Source organism: Pseudovibrio flavus (genome assembly GCF_009711345.1).
GTDB classification, from domain to species: domain Bacteria; phylum Pseudomonadota; class Alphaproteobacteria; order Rhizobiales; family Stappiaceae; genus Pseudovibrio; species Pseudovibrio flavus.
This window is the reverse complement of the sequence record NZ_SMMA01000065.1, coordinates 333,942-357,000: the sequence shown is the minus strand read 5'-3', so window position 1 is coordinate 357,000 and position 23,059 is coordinate 333,942. Positions and strand designations below refer to the sequence as shown.

At 52.7% G+C, this 23,059-nt stretch carries 15 protein-coding genes; 9 read left to right on the top strand and 6 right to left on the bottom strand.

Annotated features, from left to right (window positions below):
* The 3 genes from E1162_RS16770 (at nucleotide 1) to E1162_RS16760 (ending at nucleotide 4,971) form a co-directional block, all read left to right on the top strand.
* Nucleotides 1–2,430, top strand: a complete 2,430-nt coding sequence (locus tag E1162_RS16770; protein ID WP_155133600.1) for a hypothetical protein — start codon at nucleotides 1–3, stop codon at nucleotides 2,428–2,430.
* A gap of 50 nt (nucleotides 2,431–2,480) precedes the next feature.
* Complete coding sequence (locus E1162_RS16765) at nucleotides 2,481–3,365, top strand: hypothetical protein (RefSeq protein ID WP_155133597.1); 885 nt, start codon at nucleotides 2,481–2,483, stop codon at nucleotides 3,363–3,365.
* A gap of 133 nt (nucleotides 3,366–3,498) precedes the next feature.
* Nucleotides 3,499–4,971 (top strand): GumC family protein, encoded by a 1,473-nt coding sequence (locus tag E1162_RS16760; protein WP_155133594.1) that lies wholly within the window; start codon nucleotides 3,499–3,501, stop codon nucleotides 4,969–4,971.
* Here the strand turns inward: E1162_RS16760 and E1162_RS16755 are convergent.
* The 4 genes from E1162_RS16755 to E1162_RS16740 form a co-directional block, all read right to left on the bottom strand.
* Nucleotides 4,968–6,566: a sigma-54-dependent transcriptional regulator gene (locus E1162_RS16755; protein ID WP_155133591.1), complete on the bottom strand. Its 1,599-nt coding sequence runs from the start codon at nucleotides 6,564–6,566 to the stop codon at nucleotides 4,968–4,970. The genes E1162_RS16760 and E1162_RS16755 overlap by 4 nt on opposite strands.
* Nucleotides 6,567–6,630: 64 nt before the next feature.
* Nucleotides 6,631–9,984 carry a PAS-domain containing protein gene (locus tag E1162_RS16750; protein WP_155133588.1) on the bottom strand — a complete coding sequence of 1,118 codons (3,354 nt, stop codon included), beginning with the start codon at nucleotides 9,982–9,984 and terminating at the stop codon, nucleotides 6,631–6,633.
* 43 nt (nucleotides 9,985–10,027) lie between these two features.
* On the bottom strand, nucleotides 10,028–11,833 hold the full coding sequence (locus tag E1162_RS16745) for a sugar transferase (RefSeq protein ID WP_155133585.1): 1,806 nt from the start codon (nucleotides 11,831–11,833) through the stop codon (nucleotides 10,028–10,030).
* On the bottom strand, nucleotides 11,823–12,911 hold the full coding sequence (locus tag E1162_RS16740) for a glycosyltransferase (protein WP_257099062.1): 1,089 nt from the start codon (nucleotides 12,909–12,911) through the stop codon (nucleotides 11,823–11,825). Before E1162_RS16740 ends, E1162_RS16745 begins: the two co-directional genes overlap by 11 nt.
* Nucleotides 12,912–13,194: 283 nt before the next feature.
* On the opposite strand from E1162_RS16740, the gene E1162_RS16735 reads away from it, so the two are divergent.
* The 5 genes from E1162_RS16735 to E1162_RS16715 all read left to right on the top strand — a co-directional run bounded on the left by E1162_RS16735 (nucleotide 13,195) and on the right by E1162_RS16715 (nucleotide 20,206).
* A complete protein-coding gene (locus tag E1162_RS16735; RefSeq protein ID WP_155133579.1) occupies nucleotides 13,195–13,482 on the top strand; it encodes an STAS domain-containing protein in 288 nt (95 codons plus the stop codon).
* Between the two features lie 158 nt (nucleotides 13,483–13,640).
* Nucleotides 13,641–13,850, top strand: coding sequence for a hypothetical protein (locus tag E1162_RS16730; RefSeq protein WP_155133576.1), 210 nt, complete (start codon nucleotides 13,641–13,643; stop codon nucleotides 13,848–13,850).
* On the top strand, nucleotides 13,847–18,499 hold the full coding sequence (locus tag E1162_RS16725) for an SLBB domain-containing protein (protein WP_155133573.1): 4,653 nt from the start codon (nucleotides 13,847–13,849) through the stop codon (nucleotides 18,497–18,499). The genes E1162_RS16730 and E1162_RS16725 overlap by 4 nt, the downstream gene beginning before the upstream one ends.
* Before the next feature lie 21 nt (nucleotides 18,500–18,520).
* Nucleotides 18,521–19,219, top strand: coding sequence for a P-loop NTPase family protein (locus E1162_RS16720; protein ID WP_155133570.1), 699 nt, complete (start codon nucleotides 18,521–18,523; stop codon nucleotides 19,217–19,219).
* Between the two features lie 84 nt (nucleotides 19,220–19,303).
* Nucleotides 19,304–20,206: a hypothetical protein gene (locus E1162_RS16715; RefSeq protein WP_155133567.1), complete on the top strand. Its 903-nt coding sequence runs from the start codon at nucleotides 19,304–19,306 to the stop codon at nucleotides 20,204–20,206.
* Nucleotides 20,207–20,212: 6 nt separating this feature from the next.
* Here the strand turns inward: E1162_RS16715 and E1162_RS16710 are convergent, their stop codons facing one another.
* Nucleotides 20,213–21,673 carry a helicase HerA domain-containing protein gene (locus E1162_RS16710; RefSeq protein WP_155133564.1) on the bottom strand — a complete coding sequence of 487 codons (1,461 nt, stop codon included), beginning with the start codon at nucleotides 21,671–21,673 and terminating at the stop codon, nucleotides 20,213–20,215.
* 417 nt (nucleotides 21,674–22,090) lie between these two features.
* Here E1162_RS16710 and trhA point away from each other — a divergent pair, with 417 nt between their 5' ends.
* Nucleotides 22,091–22,750 carry a PAQR family membrane homeostasis protein TrhA gene (trhA, locus tag E1162_RS16705; protein ID WP_155133558.1) on the top strand — a complete coding sequence of 220 codons (660 nt, stop codon included), beginning with the start codon at nucleotides 22,091–22,093 and terminating at the stop codon, nucleotides 22,748–22,750.
* Here trhA and E1162_RS16700 read toward each other — a convergent pair.
* Nucleotides 22,747–23,058 (bottom strand): cupin domain-containing protein, encoded by a 312-nt coding sequence (locus tag E1162_RS16700; RefSeq protein WP_155133555.1) that lies wholly within the window; start codon nucleotides 23,056–23,058, stop codon nucleotides 22,747–22,749. The genes trhA and E1162_RS16700 overlap by 4 nt on opposite strands.
* Between the last annotated feature and the right edge of the window lies 1 nt (nucleotide 23,059).

Below are 23,059 nucleotides of genomic sequence, written 5' to 3'. Positions count from 1 at the left end.
ATGCACCTCCCGCTCAAGCACATTCCGTTTTCTCTGGTTGTGACCGGCTTTGCCAGCAGCGCGTTGATTTCCTCTGCGCTCGCCGTTCCCCAGTCTCTTGGTGAAGGGTCCTTGCCAATCCGTGTTACCCCAAGCCAAGAAGACTTTATGAAGGAAGGCGAACAGATAGTCATATCCGGTATCGTCAATGGTTCGCAGCCTGCAACCATCATCCTCAGGGTCGATGATGACCAATCAAGCGACTATGCAAGCCGCTACAATCTTGAGCAGAAACTGCTGCCGGGTCCGTTCGATCTGCGGTTACCTGCAAGTGGTCTTCGAACAACTTCAGGCCGCCTTCTCGATACCTCTGCGCTTTACAAGGTGGTGCTGGATACCGATAGCCCTGGGCTGGTGCAGATAGACAAGTTCGCGATTGAGGAAGCTCCTCAGCTCCCGAAAGGAAGCGTGGGCTATAGCTTTGGGCTTGAGAGCGCTCCGCTGTTTCCCGGTTTTAAGCGGGTCACCAAAGACAGTGACATGATCAAAGGCGGTCAGCCAATCCCGGTTTTGCGCAAAGGACCGGACGATCTGGTTGTTTCCGGCATGAAGGGCGTGGAGCGGGTTACATTGCCTTGGCCGCAAGGTGAACCTGTAACCGTACATTTATGGATTGAAGACCTTGGAGACTGGGAGGCTCTGCCCTACCCACTGGAGCGACGGATCAACATCAACCATGAAACTGTCCATCTTCTGCGGGAGACCATCGACGAATGGGTTGCCCGCCGGTATCTGGCCGGCAAGCGACGCGAGGTACAAGGTGCAGGCGATGCTTGGGAAGATATCGCCAAGCACCGTGGGGGATATATAAGGGCTGAAACTGTTGCTGGCGAAAATGGTGTCACCATTGATCTGGCCGGTGACAGTTTGGATGCCACGCATCTTTCCGCCGTGTTATTGACCCCGCCTGATGACGAGGCGGCGATCGATTTTGTGAACTCCGAGCGGGCGCACATGGCGCGGGCCGGGTGGCCCGTTTCTCAAAACTTGAAAACCCGACAGGCTGACGCGTCATTTCCTCTTTCTTCAGAGGGAGTTACCAGCACTCCCCTCAACAGCGTTGTGGCATCTGGCAGCGGGCAGTGGCTCACGGTGGCTCTCACCACAAATGAACCTGCTGTGCTGGATTACGCACAGTTGGAATTTGAGAGTGATGGCTTTAGTGGTTACGTCTGGGCGGCGTTACGCACACTGGAGCGAACGGCCACGAACAGTAACCTTCTGGAAGTTCAACAGAGCAGATTACTAAGTGATATCAACGGACTGAGTGTGGAGCCGCAAACACCACGCCTTATGGACCTGTGGGTTGACGTGGCCACCAGTGTAAAACCTGGCATTTATGGTGCCTCCTTACAGGTCATCCACTCGCAAGGGCAAACAAGCGTGCCAATAACTATCGAGGTTCCTCAGGTTCGTTTGCCAAAAGCCGCTTATCCTGCAGGGTTTTATATGGATGTAGCACCGCATCTTAAATGGGCATTTCAAGAAGCATCAAAGCGCACCGCACAGGTTCAATGTGACCTCGATTTCATGGCGCAGATGGGTTTAACCGCCCTTGCTCCGCCGCTTGAAACACCAGCTTGGGGCCTTGCTCCAATCTTCTATGAAGACCTCACCGCAGCGACAGATTTATCTGCTCAAAAACCTCACAAAACGCTGGCTTATACTCCCCTCAAGCGTTTGCAGCGGGAAATGGGTGATGTCGCAGCAGCGCAATTTCTTGCAGACTTTATCCCCCTCATAAAGGACCGTAAGCTACCCGTGCCATATTGGAGTGTTGCTGATGAACCGTCCAACCCACAGCACGGCGGAAAAGACAATACCGCGCAATGGATTGCCACGCTTCGCCAACACGCACCAGAAGCGAAACTGGCAGCCCAGTTCAACACGCCAGAGGACCTTGATCTGGCGGATCAGCTTGATCTTGTGCTCATCAATGACGGGTTTGAGCTGACCGCTGAAACGGTCTCCGCCATCAAAGAAGAAGGACCGCTGGTCTGGCTTTATAATACAGGGCGCATTCGCGAAACCGCCGCCTTTGGCATGAACATCACAGGCGCAACAGCATACGTGCAATGGCATTCTCGCATTCCGACTGCAGATCCATTTGACCCTACAGACGGGCGCGAAGGCGATGTACAGATGCTTCTGCCAACGGCCAAGGTTTGCCAGAATCAGCCAGACATCCATATCGGCTTGCTTGAAATGGCTTCCGGACTAGTCGATCAGCGCTGGTATCAGTTTTACTCAGTCAAAGAAGATAGTAATGAACAAAACCTTAAGATAAATCTTTGGAAAATAGCAGAAGAAATATGGATAAACGGCAGTGACAGTATCAAAATAACACCGAAATCACTGCGCCAAGATATCGTTCAAGATAGTATAAATTAATACTATTGTAAAAAATAACGGCGCTATACTTTACAGTGAGAGGCGCAACAATGTTGCGGAATGTAGAGCGTATAGCTGTTGTTACATTTTTGCTTTTCCTTGCTGCTTGCTCCACTCCCGATGAGATGGACCTGCTACCGGAATACCTGCGTGCTGAAGCCAAAGTCGCTGGCGCTGAAGGAGAAGACGTAGACAGTGCTCAGGCCGCTATTGATCGTATGCTTGACAGCGCCCGTTCCAATCTTGCCGTAGAGCCTGCAATCCTTAATACTTCCAGTAAGTTAGAGCGCGGCGCACAAGATACTGCGACATCCAAAGGCTCATCAACTGACGCACGTGCTGACGTTCTGTTTAAAGAATTTATGCAGGATCGCCAGCCAAGTAGTATCGCCTTTGAGAAGAACACAGCCTCAAATGAACAAATGCAGCGATTAGCCTCCGCCGCACTTCAAGGATCAACCAATCGCAATCCGAACAGAAGCGCGATCACCGATCCGGCCCAGATAAACGCCCGCCTGCAACTGCTTCAAGCGATTGAAAAAACAAAGTCCTCCGGAGGAACGCCCCTTCCATCTGCCGACAGCATACCTCGGCAGACAGCCTCCATCAGCGCGCAAGATAGTAGCACCAAGACACAACGACCATCATTCGGCTTCATTCGCTTTGAAGGCTTGCTGCCTGAGAGCGATTTAACGGCAGAAGCAAAGCAAGCATTTGTGAACTTCACTGACAACGTCCAACGTGCTGGAATGGAAATAGAAATTCATGTCGGCCTTGCCAGACGTGGCTCTGCCTATGACAAGCTACTGGCGGCTCAAAAGACCTTCGACCGGCTAAGAATGATAGCGCCAAGCTCCGTTCGCATATCGCCTGTGTTTTCTCCTGAACTTGCTATGAGCACGGTTGAGGTTCATGCCAAGCCATCGGGTAATTAATTGAAATTAATAGCAGTTTACTAAATTCTTCATTTTGCTTTGTTTGATTGTTAAGCCCAGTTACCCTATTATTTCTACGTAGTCGCTATAGCGATGCCTGAAGAACAAAAACAAGCAAGGGCACGACGAAGAGATGAGCCGTTCTCCTATGGAATTTGTAATGCTGGTGTTCGACGCTGCTTGGCGGCGGCGCTACATGATCTGCATTCCGCTTCTTGTTCTGCCACCAATCGCCTATTTTGCAGCCGATTACGCACCTAAGAAGTACGAAGCCCATATGACGGTTCTCGTTCAGGAACCCGCTAGGCTTAACCCTTTCCTTGAAGACCTTGCAATCGGACCAAATTTGAAGGAGCGAATGCCAGCGCTTAAGGCGCTACTGCATAGTGAGCACGTTCTTGGCAAAGTGCTGGAAGATGTTGGAGATGTAACCCCTTCCACCTCTCCACGAGAACGGGAGCTTATGGTTCGTTCGTTATCGGCATCCATTTCCGCAACGCTTATTGGTAACGATCTGGTTTCTCTCAGCATTATGGGATCTAACCCAAATGGCCTTGCCGCAAAACTTGAGGCCGTTGGCGAGCGTTTTTTGGAAAAACTGCTCTCGCCCGAACGCTCTGCCGTGGACGACAGCGGCAATTTTTTAGCCCAGCAGTTGGAGCGCCAGCGGGAAAACCTTCGCGAAGCAGAAGACGAGCTTGCGAGTTTCAAAACCGAGAATGCCGATAAGCTTCCCGCCGTTTACACGGCGAACGTCACACGTCTTGTCGGCCTAAAACAAGAGCTGGATCAGCGAAGTGTAGCCCTTGCCAGCGCACAGGCGGCGCTGAACAACATGAAAGAGCGGCTTGCCAGTACCAACCCTGTTATTGGCCAGTTGGAAGAAAAGATCGTTGAAGTTACCGGAGAACTTGCAGCGCTAAGGGCACGCTATACCGACGACCATTCCAAGGTTAGAGCGGCTGAGCAGCGGTTACGCCGCCTTACGGAGGAGCGTAGTCAACTTTTCAAAGAGGGCTCGGACATTACCGGCGCTGATCTCGACCGCCTCTGGAACATTGCCGCAGGACAAGCCGTTGGTGCCAACTCCACGAGTGTTCCTCTTCTTGTATCCCAAATGCAGGCCCTACAGGAAGCTGAGGCGAAGAGAGCGGCTCTGGAGCAAGACGTTATTTTGCTGAAAAAGAGCATCGCGGAACTGGAAGACAGCATTGCTCAGTTTGGCCCTATCGAAAAGCAAATGAACCGGTTGGAGCGGCGTATCAAGCTTGCTCAAACAACATATGCAGAGATGACACGCCGCTTTGAAATGGCGGAAGTGACCGAAGCACTTGGTGAATTTGAAGCGCCAGAACGGGTGAAGATCATCGACCGAGCCGAAGACCCGCAAGCGCCTGTCACACCAGGCAAGACCGTTTATCTGATCGGCGGTGTTTTTGGCGGTATTATTCTTGGCGTCGGGCTTGCGGTTCTATCAGAAGTGTTCGACCCGACACTAAGACGGCGTGAGGAATTCCAGCAGGCAGCGCATGATCTACCGATTATCGTGCGCATGCCAAGAATTATAGACGCCACTCAAAAACCCAAGGAAAAGCGGGCGGCTTAGCTGTTGAGCGCCCTTGTTTGGTGCTCTTCGCTTTTGCGCTGATCTTCTTCTTCCCAAGCCTGTAGACGTCGGTAGATAGTAGACGGACTAACCTCCAACGCCGCCGCCGCTTTGGGAATGCTGCCGCCGCACCTTTCAATAGCATCTTCAATCGTCAGCCGAATGACTGTTTCCAGCGGCATAATCTCAACAGGGGCGGAGTAAGATCGCTGGAAAGGGAATTGACCTGCCCTATCGTCCTGCTGCACGGGACGCGAAACAGGAGGCATCTCGCCGCTTCTCGAAGGTACTGCTACTGCCTCAGACAATGCCTCTGCCGCTCTCCCCAACTTGCCGGTAGGTGGAGGAACCAATGCTTCAGACGTATCCCGCCTTTCCATACCCCCATTGGTTGCTGCTGACGACCTGCTTCCACCGGAGACCAGCTCATGGGGAAGCATATCCTTTTCCAGAGTGTCACCATCATTCAAAACCACAGCATTACGAATGGCGTTTTGCAGCTCGCGAATGTTTCCCGGCCAGGGATAGCTGGTCAGCGTTTCTTCCGCATGCTCACTAAAATTCTTGAAACCCTTGCCTTCCTCTCTTGCGTACTCCGTTAGGAAGTAGTTGGCGAGCAGCAAAACATCACCAGCCCTCTCTCTAAGTGGAGGGAGAAAAACGGGAACCACATGAAGGCGGTAGTATAGGTCTTCTCTAAAGCGGCCTTCCGCTATTTCAATCAGCGGGTCACGGTTGGTCGCACAAACGATACGAACATCAGCGGGGCGAAGCCTGTCCTCCCCAACCCGTTGAACCTGCTTTTCTTGAAGGAAACGCAGCAGTTTGGACTGTAACAACAAGTCCATCTCGCAAATCTCGTCAAGAAACAGCGTACCTCCATCGGCACTAAGCGCTGCGCCCTGTCGGTCTGCCGTTGCACCGGTAAAGGCCCCTTTGATGTGGCCGAAAATCTCACTCTCCAGTAGATCTTTGGGGATAGCTGCGCAGTTGATAGTCACGAAAGGCTTGTCACGCCTCTTGGACAGTTCATGCACTGCATTGGCGCAAACCTCTTTACCGGTTCCGCTCTCGCCGCTGATAAAGATGGAGGCGCTGGAGGGGGCAGCATTTTTCAGAATTTGAAAGACCCGCTGCATCGGTTCTGAGTGGCCAATGATACCAGCAAACCGTTCGGTCCGCCCTTGGGTGCTTTCGCTCTCGTCAACCGCTACCGCTATCCTGCTGCGTTCAGTGGCCGCCCTCACCGTTTCTCGCAGCCTGTCGGCGGAAAAGGGCTTCATAAGAAAATCAAAAGCACCAGCTCGCATCGCCTCAACGGCCAAATTGACAGATGCCTGACCGGTTATAACAACCACCTCTGTCTTCAACTTGGCGGATTTGACGGCCTTAAGGATATCCAGCCCGTTCATGTCTGGTAAATTGATATCAAGCACGATCACCGAGGGCTCATTGAGCTGGATGCTCTCAAGCGCTTGCACGCCAGTCTCAAAGCCTATGACATCCATAGGCTCTGGCCTCAAGTAGGCTTTGTAGGTTTCAAGCAGCGCATAGGTGTCCTCTACCACCAGCACCCTTGCTTGTTGTTCAGCCATACACAATCGCCTTGCATTACTTAGGGTTCTGCCGTTCTAGCGGCTCCCTGAGGCAGAATTCTGGCTAGCTGCTGCCGCCAGAACCGGATTTGTGCTGACCGTAGGGTAATTTTTCCAGTTCGGATACTGCGGTTCCTGCTGATTGCAGTAATTGACCTGCCATTTCCAGAGCGCGGGATAAGTCCGGCTCATTCTCGACATCGGAGGCAATTGAAGCTGCTTTCATCGCACCGAATTGCGATAGCAGACCGGCAAAGCGGTGCGCCGTTTTTTGAAGCTGCACCAGATCCTTTTGCTCTATTCGGTCTACAAGCTGCTCGGAAACCTCTCGCGCATTATTGAGGAAGGTATCAAGAAGTGAGCTGAACACTTCATCCCCCACTGCATCGATAATTTCATTAAGGGTCTCGTGCTCGATGTCATCACCAAGCCCTTCATCCTGATCCAGCGTTACTGGCTGTGCTTCAGCTTCCTTAGGCGCCTCAGGTTCCGGCACCTGACCGTTTAGTGAAGGCGGCGCAGGTTGCTCCGGCTCGTCCCTCACTTGCGCAGGTGCGGCTGGCGCAACGGGCTCTACAGCCTCACTTTCTGCGCGAAGGTCTTCCTCGTGCGCTGCCTCAATACTCTCGGCTGCTCTGCGAAGGTTTCGCGTAGCCCGCAAAGTCATCGGAATATGCTCGATATGGACCGATACCAACACATCGTCGATCTCATTCCAACGGATCGGCTTGGTTAGGTAGCCGGAAAGCCCTGCTTTGTAGGCTCGCTCCTTGTCCTTTTCCATAGCCTGAGCGGAAACAGCAAAGATCGGGACTTCTGATTTATAGCCCTTCAACTGACGAATAGCGCGGGTTGCTTCAATACCGTCCATAACCGGCATCTGAATATCCATGAAGATGAGGTCAAAGTCGTTCTGTTCTACCGCCTCAACTGCAAGCGCACCGTTTTCAACGGCAGTGACCTGATGGCCACGACGTTCAAGTGCTGTCTTCAAGATTTCACGGCTCGCCGGAGTATCTTCAACGACAAGAATGGAAAGGGCCACTGAATGGTCTTCTGGCTCTTCTTGGCGCGGAGTTTCCTCATCCGACCCCATTGATTTGCTGAACTGCTCAATCTGCTGCGCTTCACTGCGCGATACCACATCAACATCAATGGTGAACCAGAAACGGGAACCACAGCCTTCCATGGATTCAAAACCGATCTCACCGCTCATCAAGTCAACCAAGCGCTTACACAAGGAAAGGCCAAGCCCTGCACCGCGCGCACTCGTGGAGTTGGCGCTTAGCTTACGGTCAAATGGCTGGAACAATTGCGATTGCTGAGCAAACGGTATGCCTCTGCCGGTATCACTCACGGCAAATGTCAGGCGTGTCTTGTTATCCTGACTTGGTGCTGCATCAACTTCTACCAGCACCTTGCCTTGATCCGTGTATTTGATGGAGTTGGAAAGCAGGTTGAAGAGAACCTGATGAATTCTGTCTCTATCAGCATCAACCATTGGCGGAACATTGCCATGGATTTCCGTTTCAATGGCGATGTCTTTACCGGCAGCCATCGCATCGCCAAGCTTCACACACTCGCCAATCATGGAGTTAACACGGAAGGGTTTGGCGTCCAGCGTCAAACGGCCAGTTTCAAGACGAGAGAAGTCCAGAATATCATTGATAATGGTAAGAAGCCGCTGCGATGCTTCTTCAATACCGACCACAAAGTCCCGCTGTTCTTCGGTGATCCTTCCTTCCACCAGTAGCCGCGAATAGCCGAGAATAGCATTCATCGGCGTGCGGATTTCGTGGGACATTACACCGAGGAACTCGGACTTTGCGCGGCTGGCTGCTTGTGCTTCTTCTGCCAGCACCTGAAGCCGGTCTGTTTGCTCTTCCAGTTGCTCGTTGGCTTTCTGGATATCGAGCGCTCTACGCTTTGTCTCAGTGAAGTCTGAGAGGATGCCAACTATGCCGCCGTTGCGAGTTGGCTTTGAAGAGACGATAAACCAACGCCCATCTGTCGTTTGTTCTTCATAGCGCAGGTTTTTGTCGTCCTGCTTATCTGCTTTCATGCGCAGTTGCAGGCGTTTTGCGACATACTCCTCAGGATCGCCTTCGACCTGAATAACACCGCCCTTACTGGCAAGGCGCAGGACATGTTCAAACGACACGCCGCTTCTGATTTCATCTTTGTGCGTTCCAAACAGTGAGCGGTACTGGTCATTGCAAAGTGACAGTTTGCGATCGCTATCAAACAGCACAAACGCTTCGTCGAGACTTGCAACCGCATCATACAGCGTAGCCCTTGCCTTTTCTGCTTCCTCTGCAAGTTGAGCAAGATCGGTTGCCTGACTTTCCAAGCGCTCCTGCGCCTTCTTAAGGTCCTCTTCGCGCTGCTTGATTTGGCTAATGTCGGTGTAGATGGAAACGCTTCTACCGTCTTGAGTACGACGCTCCGATACCTTGACCCAGCGCCCATCGGCAAGCTGCACTTCGTAGGTGTCACTCTCCTGACGGCGTTCGACCAATCGGCGTGCGAGCCAGTTATCCAGATCACTTTGCTTAATTCTGAACTGGCCGTTGAGTGCTGCATGACGAAGGCATTCTTCGTAACGTTCTCCAGGAACGAGCACCTGTGCCATCACGGGATGATCTTGCAGGAAGCGCTGATTACAAAGCAAAATGCGGTCTTCTTCATCGCATAGAAGAAAGCCCTCATTCAGGCTCTCGACAGCGTTGACCAATTGCTGGCGGGCATCATCTGCATTCTCTCTTACATCATTACTGTCTTTGAGTAGGCGGGCAGTTTTCAGCTCTGAGTAAATGAGAGAGATAAACAAGCCAAACAGGGCGAGCATGGCAAGAGCACCAAAACCAAACACCTCATGACGAAGCTGTGTAAGGTCCTCGTGCGTTGTTAGGCGGCCCCTTGTATCAATACGAAGGCTTGAAAGTGTTACGGTACGCAGTTGATCAGAAAACGGGTGAAGCTCATGGTAGATTTTATCACGAGTAGCCTCGTCACCTCGCTCCATTTCATGCACATCACTATCAACATTTTCCAGCGCCTTCTTGAAGGATGCGATGATTGTAGCTGTCTCCGGCGCAGAAAGAAGTTTCTGCTTCAACACCCCGTCATTATAAAGGTTCAGTCGGTTACGAAGCACATCAAAGCGGGAAACCAGAACCTCTTTGCTCACCAGATGCTGGCTAAGTGCAAAATCATCCAGCGCATGCATGAAGCGATGGAAGTCGATCTCGGTTTGGGAGGTCACCCAGATGATGTTTTCAGTAATGTTATCAAGCGGCTTTTCATCGAGTTCGCGATAACGCAGCGCCGACAAGGTCGCCAGCGTGATCAAGACCACGAACAGCATAAACAAGCTGCTGATGGCTATGCGCGCTCGGGTAGAAAACTGACTTATCATTTTCTATGAGCCTCCTGGCGACTCTCTTGATGTTTCTTAAAGATCAGCGTCCGCGTCCGGTTGCCATAACCGTGACAGTTCGGAAAATGATCGAAAGATCTGTCTTCAGCCAATCGAGAGGTTTAACCAGCCTCATGGCATAAACATGGTCGTGCATGACCTTTGAGCGGACATCTTCGATGTCTTCGTCATACCCCTGTTCCACTTGAGCAAGGCCGGTAATACCCGGACGCAGGCCATATGTTCGTTCAATGTAGAACGGGATTTCATCCTCCAGCTTCTCAAAGAAAGCGGGACGCTCTGGCCTTGGGCCAACAACGGACATTTCCCCTCTAAGAACATTGAGGCATTGGGGCAGTTCATCAATTCTGGTCTTGCGCATAAAGCGCCCAAAGCGTGTTGCGCGAGGATCGTTCTTCTTAGCCCACTGGGCTCCATCCTTTTCTGCGTCCGTTCGCATTGTGCGAAACTTGGTCAAAAGGAAGAGTTTGGTTTGATCCGGTGTGCGTTCACCAACACGGTACTGGCGGTAGAAGATTGGCCCCGGTGAATCCAATTTGATGATAATGGCCAAGGGTACATAGATAATCGCCATAACGATAAAGGCGCACGTACCGAAGAAGACATCCAGCACCCGTTTACCAGCGCGTGACAGAGGGTGGATGTAATCCGGCTCACCGGTATTGTCAGCCGCTCTTCGCCACGGACCTTTTCTACCCGCTATGAGGCTGCAAATACCAAGGAGCGATGCTGCCTGCCCGCCAATGGCATAGCCTGCGGCCGAGAAGGGCTTAAGGAAGGAAGGGAGAGGCTTCTCCGTGTAAGCCTCCAGACAGTTAACGCCAAGGCTTGCTACAACGAGAAGCACTACCAACAGGCCAAGCAGGCTTCCCTGAAACGCAAGGAACAGACAGGCGATGATGAAGATAAACAGTAAGGCAGGAACAAAGGCACGAAGCCCTTTGCCGCTGAGGAAGATGAAAGCCATCTCTGGATTTCTGGGATCGGCCAGCCGCCAAAGCCACATCGCCTGCTGAAGGTTACCTGCCCCTATCCGAATACGGCGCTTGAGGTCTGTCTCTCGCGCGGCCTTTTCCCGCTCAGTAGCGACGATCTCCAGATCATAAACCGCCTTGTACCCTTGCTCGACAATGCGCATCGGGATGATGACATCATCATTTATGGTGTTTTCAGGCAGTTCTTCCCAGAGTCTGGTTCTGAACGCGTAAAGGGCTCCGTGAGCGCCAAAGGGAGATGCCAAAGCACCTTCTGCATCCTTCACCCATGTTTGATAGGACCAGTAACTTGTTTCTCCAGCATCACCGCTTTCCAGCTTGTAGGTGCCGCAAACAACGCCAACCTCGGGCTTGTCGAAACGTTCAACAATACGCAGCAGCGCATCGCTCTTTATCATCGCGGACACATCGGTGAGCAAAATGATGTCGGCAGTGCTTGAGCCGACAGCCTCATTAAGTACAGCAACTTTACCGCGGTTCCAGAAACGTTGATCAAGCCTGATCGGCTCGTCCTTAAACTCCTTACGCTTCAGAACTTCTTCCGCATGCTCAAAAGTATCGTCCGTACAGCCATCAAATACGACGGTTACTTGTAGCTTCTCGCGCGGGTAATCCAGCGCAGCGAGGTTCTCCAGCTTGGCCGCAATATCCTCTGCCTCGTTGTAAGCAGGGATGATAATTTCAATAGATGGCGCTTCTTCTGCTGTCAGCGCAACTGCGCTAGAGGTTACACGCTCTTTGTTGGCGCTTAAGTATCTGAGCAGCCAAGGGTACACCAACCCGTGGTAGCCTAGCAAAGCACCGGATGTTACTGCAAAAAACTCAGCTGCCATGATGTTCCTCTGCGGCTAGCGCGGTATAGGCCGATGTTGTTTTCGACCAATCGAATTGGGATATGACGAAATCTCTGGGGTCTATTTCCAAGGGCGCCTCAATGCGCTCCATGATGGCTTTCGCTAAAAGTGAGGGGTCTTCCGGCTCAACCAGGCGGCTGGTTTGCGGGCAAAGACCATCAGGCACAGCGCCAACGCGGGATGCGACCACAGGTACAGAGCAAGATTGCGCCTCGATAATGGTAAGCGGCAGTCCTTCGTTGCGAGAAGGGACAGCCAGCACATCGAAGGCCGGAAATAGCCTCTCCATATGCTCTACAGAGCCCAGAAGACGAACGCGCCCCTCTAGACCAAGCTGGCTTATTTGGCGACTTAGCGCTTCTTTCTGGCTACCATCTCCGGCGATAACCACCGTGTAGTTTGGCGGTAGATGCGCAGCGGCTGCCACCAGCACATCGAACCCTTTGACCATCTCCAACCTGCCGACAGCACCCACAACGACGCCTTCATCTGGAAGACCAAAGGCACGCCTTGCTTCAGCTTTATCCGCCGGACGGAACTTCTGGATATCGATGCCGTTGGGAATGACCGCCACATCGGCGCGGCCTGTTAGCTCACCAACGCGCTTCGCGACGGTTGTGCTCACGCCTGCCAATTTGGGTTTGAGGACTTTGCAAGCCAGTTTGGTAAGTCGGCGCTGATTGTCATCCTCAAGGTGCCACGCATCGTGTTCGATATGAGCAAACACCGGCACGCCTGCCAAGCGTGCAGCAGCACCGCCATAAAGCAACGGGCCGATGTGATGGGTCACCACAACATCCGGTTTTTGCTTTTTTAGCTCGCCGATCAAGTGCCAAATGAGATCAGGACGCAGGCCCGCCTTCTTATTAAAGATCGTGACCTTACTGGATGTGAGCCAGTCGTTAGCTGTATTGGCTTCGCCTTCAACCGGTCCATCGGGACTTTCCAAGGAATAGATGTGTACGTCCACGCCGTCTTCATCAGCCAGACGCCGAACAAGAAGCTCGATTCCACCCGGTGCCATTTTTTGGACGATATGAACCTGTTTTGTTCCCATTAACGTGATCTGACCTTGGCGTTTTGCACAGATTGGGAATAAATCCCGGAGACGTGCCAATAAGTTTGCAACCGCCGTGCCATGGAAAAAAGCAGTCACACGCATATATTCTTTGCAAGGCGCACGATAAACTTTGCAAATTGCAAAGATACATAGCGAATTGGGTAATCATATCTCGATTTACCTACAAATTCCGCAGATGAATAAGGTATGTTTGTTGCTACATTGAAGTAACCATCGACTCGTTTAGCTCGCAGCGCGATGCGAACCACGGAGAAAAAGAATGGTGCAATTGATGCAGATGCCACAGGATATGGACGCAGCCGAGATGGACCGCCTGCGTGACCAGTTCGATACCCTCGCCAAAACCGGTGAGGATGTAGAGCTGGACCTTCGGGAAACAACCTTCATTGACTCCTCCGGTATAGGGGCAATCGTATTTCTTTATAAGCGTTTGAGTGTTGCAGGGCGCAAGCTGAAGCTTACCCATGTCTCTGGCCAGCCCCACAAGCTGCTCAAGCATTTGAAAATGACGGACATCATTTCAGATGAGGATGACAAAGCTGCATGAAGCCTCGTAGCGGGGGCTTCCCTCTCGCGAGCATCCCGCTAGTAATTGGGCTCTGCGTTATACTGAGTTCTTGTACTTGGTGGCCGGATCATGGATCTGGAGGCGCTGCCGAACGCTTCACGTCTGATCAACGCTCAATCCGCTCCTTCGAGATCATTATGGCTGACCTAGAACGGCGCGGTGCCGAGCGGTGGGCTGCTGCTGATTTGGAAGTTGCCCGCCTTTCACTTGTTCGTATAAAGCGGGAAGCGGCAGGCGGGTTGGGTTATGACGCTGAACAAGACATGGCAACCCTGTGGTTCCAGCTGCAGGCAATTGAAGACAAACTCAATCGCCATGAAGGGCTCAATAAAGGGGCTCGGGGATGACAGTTCGTCGGGGGGCGCTTTTCTCTAAGCTAGGTTTTATCTGGCTGGAGCGACTGGGTCGTTCCCTTTTGCCCTTGCTCGTCATTTTCATTTTGGCTCTCATCTCTCCTGCTGTGTACGGGCCGACCGCTTTGGCCCAAGAGCAGGTACCGCAAGCTGGTAGCAGCACTCCTTTAAGTGCGGGGGAACCACCCAATAGCCCTGCCCCCGTTTCCCCTCAGCAGACTAGTCCAGCCACTTTGGACTCTGGCGCATCTCCGAATGTTCCCCCTGCCGATAGTGAGAGCATCGACCCTCTCTCTCCTAAGAGCGACCTTTTTAGAGTGGGTGACGAGGTCAATGTATTCCTTCCCGGTGAAGAAGGGTTTGAGAACCCGTTTTCTATCAATGAATTCGGTTTGGTAGAACTGCCTGAGGTCGGTGAGGTGGAGATTGACGGGCTCACTCCGCAGGAAGCGACGGAGCGTATTAAGGCGGCTCTTTCTCGCGCTTATCGGGAACTGGACCGGCTGGAAGTTTCTCTGGCTAAACGCCGCCTTCTGGTGACCGTTCTTGGGTATGTCGCAAAACCGGGACAAGTTAACCTACCTGCCAACGCCAATGTTCAAACTGCAATAACAGAAGCAGGTGGCTTACGTCAGGGCGCACAGCTGGATGCCTTTCAGCTGCGCCGGGGTGATACAGTAACCCGTTTCAACTACAAGGATTATCTTGATAGCGGCGACCCTAACGCACTGCCAGAACTCCATACTCTTGATATCCTTTTCGTTCCGGCTTCTCCACTCATTGGTAATGTAGAGATCGACTTTGATGGCCGCTGGCTTGCGGAAGCTGGTGACGGCGCTGAGAAAGATGCCTCCATTAAAGTGATTGGTGAGGTCAACAATCCGGCGAGTTTCGCCTACAAACCCGGTTCCAACATTATCGACTACATCATGCGGGCAGGCAGCGTGACACGCTATGCCAGTGTGGAGCAGATCCGCGTAATCAATAATGGTCGGCCAGAGCTGTTCAATATGCAGATGTATCTGGATACTGGCGACAGCAACCTTCTGAATAACCTGGAACCGGGCGCGACCATCTACGTTCCCACCGCGAAGGACGAGATTCAGGCCGGTAAAAGCACCGTCTATGTGATGGGTGAAGTTGCAAAGCCCGGCGCTTTTGAAGGGCGGCAGGATGCCAACTTCATTGACATTATCGCAAATGCTGGTGGCCCCACCCGCTTTGCGGATACGCGCAATATCCGCGTGATCCGCGCCGACGGCACCGTCGAGATGGTCGATCTCGTTGCCTTCACCGAGCGCAAGGTGGACAAGCTACCCGAAATATCCGGCGGCGATGCTATTTTCGTTCCCGAAAAGCTGGAGGTAGATGAGCCGAGCTGGCTTAAGCTGGGCCCAGAAAAGGCCGTTGAAGTTATAGGCGCCGTTTTCAAGCCGGGGCGTTATGAATGGTCTCAGGAGATGGGCCTTTTTGACCTTATCGCGCAGGCTGGTGGCCCGACGGGTGAAGCTGACACTTCCAACATCCAAATTCTTCTCAAAGATGGTGATTGGGCGCAGTCCATCCGCTTTAATTTGAAGGGCTTTGTCGAAAACGGTGGCAGCACCGCGGACATCCCGGTTTTAAATGCTGGCGCTGTTGTTCTGGTTCCTGATAAAGGCGCGCAGGAAACAACAAAGGACAGCATAACGGTCACCGTCCTTGGCTTTGTAAACAAGCCCGGCGAGATCAAACTATCAAAGAGCGCCAATGTGCAACTGGCAATCACCCAGTCTGATGGCCTTAGGCAAGGGGCGCAGTTGGACAAGTTCCAGCTAAGACGGGGTGACACTGTTGAGGTCTTCAACTTCAAGGATTATCTGGACTCTGGTGATCCATCCACGTTGCCTACTCTGCAAGATGGCGACGAGATATTCATCCCCTCCTCCTCGCTTCTTGGCAATGTGGAGGTGACTGTCGATGGCCGTACTTTGATGGAGCAAGGGGACGGAGCGAATGCGGACAGCGCGGTAAAAGTATTTGGCGAAGTGAATACACCTGCAAGCTACTCTTTTACTCAGGGTCAGAACGTCATCGACTACATCATGCGAGCGGGAGGCGTTACGGGAAGCGCAGGCCTACAGCAGATCAAGGTGATCAACGAAGGTCAGCCGGAACGGTTTAATCTGGAGCAATATCTGGAGACTGCTGACGGAGCGCTTCTCGTCGATGTTTTGCCGGGCGCAACCATTTTCATCCCCCAGCAGGTGGACGACATTCGGGCAGGCAAGAACACCGTTTTCGTAATGGGCGAGGTAGCAAAGCCCGGCGCGTTTGAAAGCGGTGAGGATGCCACCTTTATTGAGATCCTTGCCAATGCTGGCGGCCCAAGCCGCTTTGCCGACACAAAGCAAATTCGCCTCATTCGTGCGGATGGAAGCGTAGAAATGGTGGATCTGGTCGCCTACACAGAGAGGCGGATTGATAAGCTGCCTGAGGTTGGGCCGGGTGATGCTATTTTCGTACCTGAGAAAACAGAGGTGCAAGAGCCATCGTGGCTTAAGGTTCCGCCAGAACGGTCGGTAGAAATTCTTGGCGCAGTCTACAAACCGGGCCGTTACGAATGGTCTGACGAGATGACCATATTCGACCTCATGGGTGAAGCTGGAGGGCCAAATGGTGATGCGGATACAGCCCAAATCCAGATATTAAAGCGTGGCGATGATGGGGCTGTCTCCACCCGCTTTAACTTGAAAAAGTTCCTCGAAGACGGTGGAAGTCTATCCGAAGTTCCAAAACTCGATGCGCAGAGCGTTGTCTTTGTTCCAGATAGAACGAGGGAAGATAAAGAACGCGATGCGCTCACCGTTAATGTTCTGGGCTACGTCAACAAGCCGGGCAAAGTACGTTTGCCGGAAGGCTCTAATGTTCAGATGGCCCTTGCTGCGGCTGAAGGCTTGCGGCAGGGGGCGCAGCTCGACAAGTTCCAGCTAAGGCGCAACGGGCGCGTTATTCCGTTTAACTACAAGCGCTACCTTGATACCGGCGCTCCCAGCAGCCTGCCGCAGATTAGGGATGGAGATGAAATATTCGTGCCCTCCACGCCGATCACGGGCAACATCGAGGTTACGTTCGACAGCAGACAACTTGAGGGCGCGGGAGATGGCATTGACGAGACAGCGGTAAAAGTCTTTGGCGAAGTGAACAACCCTGCCCTTTTTGCGTTCAAAGACACGACAAGCATTCTTGATCTGATTATGCGCGCTGGTGGTGTGACGCGCGACGCAAACATTCGCGACATCCGCGTCATCAACGATACGGTGCCCATCATTTTCGACTTACAGCAGTATCTTGATACTGCGGACCCGAGCTATCTCGTTAAAGTTGGCCCCGGCGCAACCATCTACATTCCGCCGCAGATGGACAACGTCAAAACAGGCAACAGTGTTGTCTACGTTATGGGCGAGGTTGCAAAGCCGGGTGCGTTTGAGAGTAAACCCGGCCAGAGCTTCATTGAAATCATCGCCAATGCCGGTGGGCCGGGACGTTTCGCCGATACTCGTCAGGTCAAGGTCATACGTGCAGATGGCTCAGTCGAGCGGGTTGACCTTTTGCAGTACACAGAAGGTAAACCCATTGTACTGCCCGAGGTTAGAGGCGGAGATACGATCTTTGTTCCTGAAAAGAGCGAGACGGACGAAACCTCGTGGCTCAAAGTTCCACCAGAGCGGGCCATTGAGATTATCGGCGCAGTTTATAAACCCGGCCGCTATGAATGGTCCTCTGAAATGTCATTCTTTGACCTTTTTGCAGAAGCTGGCGGCCCCAATGCGCAGGCAGACCTCTCCGACATTCAAGTGGTCTACCGGCGTAATGGCAGAGCAGTAACAGAGCGGTTTGATGCCGACTACTTCATCCGCTATGGCGGTGATTTATCTGAAGTACCAAAGCTGGAGGCAGGTGCCTTTGTTGTAGTGCCCGAGTTGCCAGCAGACCCAACAGACCCTAAGTCGCAATGGGTTCGGCAAGCACCGGAAGATTCCATCTACATCATGGGCTCGGTTGGAGCGCCGGGGCGTTACGCTTTTAACCGGCAGATGCACTTTCTTGATATCGTAAGTGCAGCGGACGGGCCTCGCATTTCGGCTGATCTTCGCAATATTCGGGTGACCCATCGTGGAGAGCGTGGCTCGCGGGTCAGCAAGGTCAATCTGGCTCTATACTTCGAGACGGGTGATGAATCCATTCTGCCGCGGGTACGAAATGGCGACGTGATCTATATTCCAGATCAAGAACGCGAGTGGCTTGATCTTTCTAAGGAAAAATCAGTTCGTGTTTTAGGAGCCGTGAAGTCGCCGGGCCGTTACGAGTTTGATGACTCTATGACGATCCTCGACCTTCTTGCTGAAGCTGGAGGCCCTGGAAGTGATGCGCTCGTTGAAAAAATCCTGATCGTCAATCTCTCCTGCTGCCGCGATCAAGCCACGCTCTTCAATCTGCTAGATTTTGCTAAACGGGGCGATCTCAAGAACCTTCCTGTTGTTCGTGCGGGTGACACCATCTACGTCCCCGATATTTCACGGAGCAACTGGCGACAAATCTTTGACAAGTTCCAAGATATAGTTGCGGCTGTAAGTGTGTATGCGCTGTTTAGCGCCCTCTAAGGCTGGTGAAGGGAGTTTTTCTTGGTCTTTGACCCCTCATCCCTCGAGATTGAAAGGGTCTTTGCCCAGAGTTTCGGGCAAGGGCTGCGCACGGTTGGGATAACCGCGCCGCAGTGGGATAGTGGTACCTCCAGCCTTGCAAGATCACTTGCCGCACGCTCAGCTCTTTCTGGCCGCAAAACGTTGTATATGGATTTGTCCGGCCCGATTATTGAAGGCGATGAGGAGCTAAGTACGGGATGGCAACCTCACCTCATGGGTGCCGGACAAGCTGTCGAAACGGGCGGCGATGAACCATACGACCGCCTCATCCTGAAAGCCAATATGGCTGATGCTATGGCTATTCGCGATACTGAACGGCTTACCGCTGTGCTTAACAGCGACCTCATTCGTTATCGATCAGTCGTTGTAGATTTAGCGCCTCTTCCCAAGTCATCACCTGCTGCTTTACCGTCCAGTATCGGTGCCGCTGCCTGTGAGGGCGTTATATTGACAAGCCTTGTTGGGGCAGTATCACGAGAAAATGTTGTCCAAACGGTCGATTCCATCGAAGCGACCGGCACAAAGCTATTGGGGCTCGTGCTCAATGACAGAGACTATCCGACGCTTGGACAGGAAATGGCCAGAGAAGCACTGCGACTGCGCCGTATATTCCCATGGCTCGCCAATAGTTTGGCAAGGCGCGCGCTGAATTCCAAGATGCTCAATTCGCGCCTTTAATCAATTGATACTATTTGATTTCTTGCATTGTGTTGTTGCTGTCAGTTAGCTTTACGGTCTCAAAGAGGCTTGCAGCCTCTGTCTATGCAATTCAAAGAAGGCCAGTCCCAAGGATTGATGACCAAGGCTTCCAACAGTCCCAACTCTTCGGCAAAAAGACAAGATCTTGCGCCGCTGCAATCTGCGGCCATCCCTGCCCGTTTTCACGCGCTTCTCTCCGCCCTTCCAGAAAGCGAACACCGTAAGTTCTATGATTTTGCGCTGTCTCCTGCCATGGAAGGCATTGTTTTTGCAGAGCTAAGGGACTTTGGCGGCTTTGCTGAGCACATCAAACCGTGGAGCCAGAACGGTCTTGATCATTTCAAGAGTGAGCATGGGGCGCAGACAAACAAGATTGCTGCTTCTCAGGTTTTGAAAGGCATAGCGCGCGCTACAATAACAAAGCTCGCTACAACCTATCTTTTGACGGGGCGCTCTGCGCGCAAAAGCGAGCTAATGTTCGTTCCAACTGGCTCAGCGCCGTGGATCGAAATGTACTTCGACCCGAGGCTTGATCTGGAGAGCCTGCAATTTGCACCGGATGTAGGACCTTCCGAGCTTTTTGAACTGGCCATCATTCTGGAGGAAATCGGCACTGCACTTCAAAAGGGGCTTGGGCGCAGGCTGGTACCACCCGCCGTTTTTTACAGCAGTATTGCCATGGCGCTTGCTCACCCCTTTATGGAGCTATATCGCAGCGGCGCTGATCCGAACGAGACCGCTCTTCTGTTGCAGAGATTTATGGCCGGCTTTGGCAAGCGCGTTGGAGGCGGACTTGTGTGGCGGCAACGCCAGAACAACAGCAGGGTGGAAGTCGCCCCCCGCCGAAAGTCATGCTGTCTTAAATATACGCTGAACGGCGGTTCATCGCAGTGTTTCTCATGCTCACGTAGGGCAGAGACGCTCTACTTTGAACGCCATATGCCGGAACACCACGAAGACTTTTAGGCTCGTTTAGCTAGAGGCGGTCTGAATGCCAAGATCTGTCAGCGTGACAATGCGATTACCGCGAAGGTCACTAGCGCAGATGATGAAGCCCTGTTCTTCCATATGGGTCAGCAGCCAGCGGGCACGGCCCGGTGAGCGCGTACCATAGGCCTTGGCGATATCCATGTCATCTGGACATTTGAGGCCCGACATTGCCGCCTTTGCCAGAAGCAGGAATACGCCGCGCATTTCCTCCGGCAGCTGAGAAGCGACCAGTTCAGCGCGTCCCCAGTCATCCGGCTGCACCTCTGTTTTGTCCACGCCAGCTCGTGCAATGGACAGGCGTCGGCGGAATTGCTGAAGATCTGGCACCTTGAGGCGCTTGATGCGGCAACGCACCTGAAAATCCTGATAGAGCTGAGAAACAGGCTGGAAGGCAGCGTCTGGATCTTCCATCATGGAAGCGATGATTTCGTCCGTCTGCTGGTTCTTGTCTTCCAGATCAAACAGATCTTCCGGCTCTTCAACTTCCTGCGCCTGCACTTCCATACGGCTGGCGGCGGCTGCAGTAAGCTGCTGCATCACTTCCTTGGCAGAAGGCGCGACAACGCGGTTGTTATGCAGCACAGGGTCGTTTTCAGATGCTTTGAAGATAAGCTCGGCGGCGGTTTCCACCATCTGCTCAGGCAGTGGCATAAGCTTTGGCGAGCCGCCTCGACCAGAGGTCTCTACCGCGCCGATTTCAACGCGAAGCGGACGGCGGGAAACAGCAGGGCCAAGCGCAATAAACTGACCACGGTTGAGGTTACGGAACTGCTCTGCCTGACGGCGCTCCATACCCAGAAGGTCAGAGGCGCGCTGCATATCAATATCAAGGAACGTGCGGCCCATAAGGAAGTTGGAGGCCTCAGCTGCTACGTTCTTTGCAAGCTTTGCTAGACGCTGCGTTGCGATGATGCCAGCAAGGCCACGCTTACGGCCACGGCACATCAGGTTGGTCATAGCCATAAGCGCCATACGGCGTGCTTCTTCGCCAAAGTCACCGGAGGCGGAAGGCGCAAACATCTGTGCTTCGTCCACCACCACCAGCACCGGATACCAGTACTGGCGATCTACATCGAAAAGGCCATTCATGAAGGCGGCAGCGGCTTTGAGCTGGCGATCCGGTTCCAGAGCATCGAGATTGAGGACGACAGAAATACGGTGCGCACGAACACGCGCTGCGATCATGGTCAGCTCACGATCAGTCATGGTGGCATCGATAACCACATGTCCGAAGTGATCGGCGATTGTTACAAAGTCCCCTTCAGGATCGATAACAACCTGCTGCACCCAAGGAGCGCTTTGTTCCATCAAACGACGCAGAAGGTGAGACTTGCCCGAGCCAGAGTTGCCCTGCACCAAAAGGCGCGTTGCCAGTAGCTCTTCCAGATCAATGACCGCAGGTTTGCCCAGATGGGTTAGTCCCATGTCGATACTGACCGTCATTCAAAGTCTCTTCTTGCTCGTTATCAATAAAACCAGAGACAGCGAAACCCATGGCCTTCACCGGACAGACCGGTGCCACCCATACCTTCGATACCTCTATTGGAAACCTGAGGGCCTTTTTGAAAATTTATCGGCAAATGTCAATTGCGATTTGAAAGTATCTGCCCCTCTCCAATAAGTGGGGATGCTGTGTGATTCTGAAACCGCATGCCAGCCCTTGCGGGGGCGAAATTCCCAGTTTTGCGCCGCTCATTGACCAATGTCGAATACTTATGCCAGCCCCAAAAATTCAAGATTTCCCAGAATCCTGCCGAACAAGATATCTTTGAAATAAACAACTGCGCCCTTTGGGCTGTTGCATTGTCTGGGTTGCTCAGGGCATAAATGGCCGCTGTGAGATACTTCGGGGAGAGTGTAATGGGTGTGGCAAGGCCGCAAACACGCAATGAGCAAATTGTTGACGGCATTATCCATGTGCTGGGCATTGCTTTTGGCGCAGGCGCTACAACAGCGCTTATCATTCTCCTTTGGGCAGCAGATGACCCTAAGCGGCAGGTGAGCCTTTACATTTACGCTGGCTGTATGATGGCTATGCTGATCTGTTCTGCCACCTATAACATCCTAGCCAAAGACAATCCGGTCGGCATTTTGCGCCGTCTTGACCATTCTGCAATCTTCCTAATGATTGCTGGCACTTATACGCCTTTGTGCCTTATGGTGCTGGGCGGCTGGACGGGCATAACGCTGCTTTCGATTGTCTGGACCGGTGCAATTCTCGGCGCTGCAATTAAAATCCTCAATCTTACCCAGTTCAAGCGCTTTACGGTGCCTATTTATCTGGCTCTGGGCTGGGCGGCAGTCTTCGCAATTGTGCCGATCTATAACCAGTCCTCAACTGTGGGCTTCGTATTCCTGATGATCGGCGGCGGTCTTTATACCGTTGGCACTCTCTTTTACATCTGGAAGAGCCTGCCATTCCAGAATGCTATCTGGCACGGCTTTGTGCTAACCGCCGCAGTCTGTCACTTTGTTGCTATCGTGATTGACGTTGTGGCTGTGGCCGTTATTTCAGCCTAAACGCTGCCTTCTTTTTCGATAACGAGTACGCGCGCCTCACCAACGGGGTGCGCTACATGTTCTGTGCCTACAGACGCAAAAAAGATGTCGCCCGCGTTCAGCATTACAGAGCTTTCCTCGCCATTTTCGCGGTAGAACATCTCCACTGTTCCATCCATTACTGCGAAGACTTCCTCACCATCGTTGATGTGCCACTTGTAAGGCTGATCGGTCCAGTGTAGCCGCACTGTTGTGCCATCCAAGTTGGCGATATCTTTGGCGCCCCAAGCGCGCTCTGCGGTAAATGCCTTGGCCTTCGTGATTTCCATA

Excerpts from the sequence above, each read along its gene's own strand:
- trhA (WP_155133558.1), top strand. The coding sequence starts at position 22,091 with ATGGGTGTGGCAAGGCCGCAAACACGCAATGAGCAAATTGTTGACGGC.
- E1162_RS16755 (WP_155133591.1), bottom strand. The coding sequence starts at position 6,566 with ATGGCTGAACAACAAGCAAGGGTGCTGGTGGTAGAGGACACCTATGCG.
- E1162_RS16730 (WP_155133576.1), top strand. The coding sequence starts at position 13,641 with ATGGCTGACCTAGAACGGCGCGGTGCCGAGCGGTGGGCTGCTGCTGAT.
- E1162_RS16770 (WP_155133600.1), top strand. The coding sequence starts at position 1 with ATGCACCTCCCGCTCAAGCACATTCCGTTTTCTCTGGTTGTGACCGGC.
- E1162_RS16765 (WP_155133597.1), top strand. The coding sequence starts at position 2,481 with ATGTTGCGGAATGTAGAGCGTATAGCTGTTGTTACATTTTTGCTTTTC.
- E1162_RS16760 (WP_155133594.1), top strand. The coding sequence starts at position 3,499 with ATGAGCCGTTCTCCTATGGAATTTGTAATGCTGGTGTTCGACGCTGCT.
- E1162_RS16710 (WP_155133564.1), bottom strand. The coding sequence starts at position 21,673 with ATGACGGTCAGTATCGACATGGGACTAACCCATCTGGGCAAACCTGCG.
- E1162_RS16740 (WP_257099062.1), bottom strand. The coding sequence starts at position 12,911 with ATGGGAACAAAACAGGTTCATATCGTCCAAAAAATGGCACCGGGTGGA.
- E1162_RS16750 (WP_155133588.1), bottom strand. The coding sequence starts at position 9,984 with ATGATAAGTCAGTTTTCTACCCGAGCGCGCATAGCCATCAGCAGCTTG.
- E1162_RS16745 (WP_155133585.1), bottom strand. The coding sequence starts at position 11,833 with ATGGCAGCTGAGTTTTTTGCAGTAACATCCGGTGCTTTGCTAGGCTAC.
- E1162_RS16700 (WP_155133555.1), bottom strand. The coding sequence starts at position 23,058 with ATGGAAATCACGAAGGCCAAGGCATTTACCGCAGAGCGCGCTTGGGGC.
- E1162_RS16735 (WP_155133579.1), top strand. The coding sequence starts at position 13,195 with ATGGTGCAATTGATGCAGATGCCACAGGATATGGACGCAGCCGAGATG.
- E1162_RS16725 (WP_155133573.1), top strand. The coding sequence starts at position 13,847 with ATGACAGTTCGTCGGGGGGCGCTTTTCTCTAAGCTAGGTTTTATCTGG.
- E1162_RS16715 (WP_155133567.1), top strand. The coding sequence starts at position 19,304 with ATGCAATTCAAAGAAGGCCAGTCCCAAGGATTGATGACCAAGGCTTCC.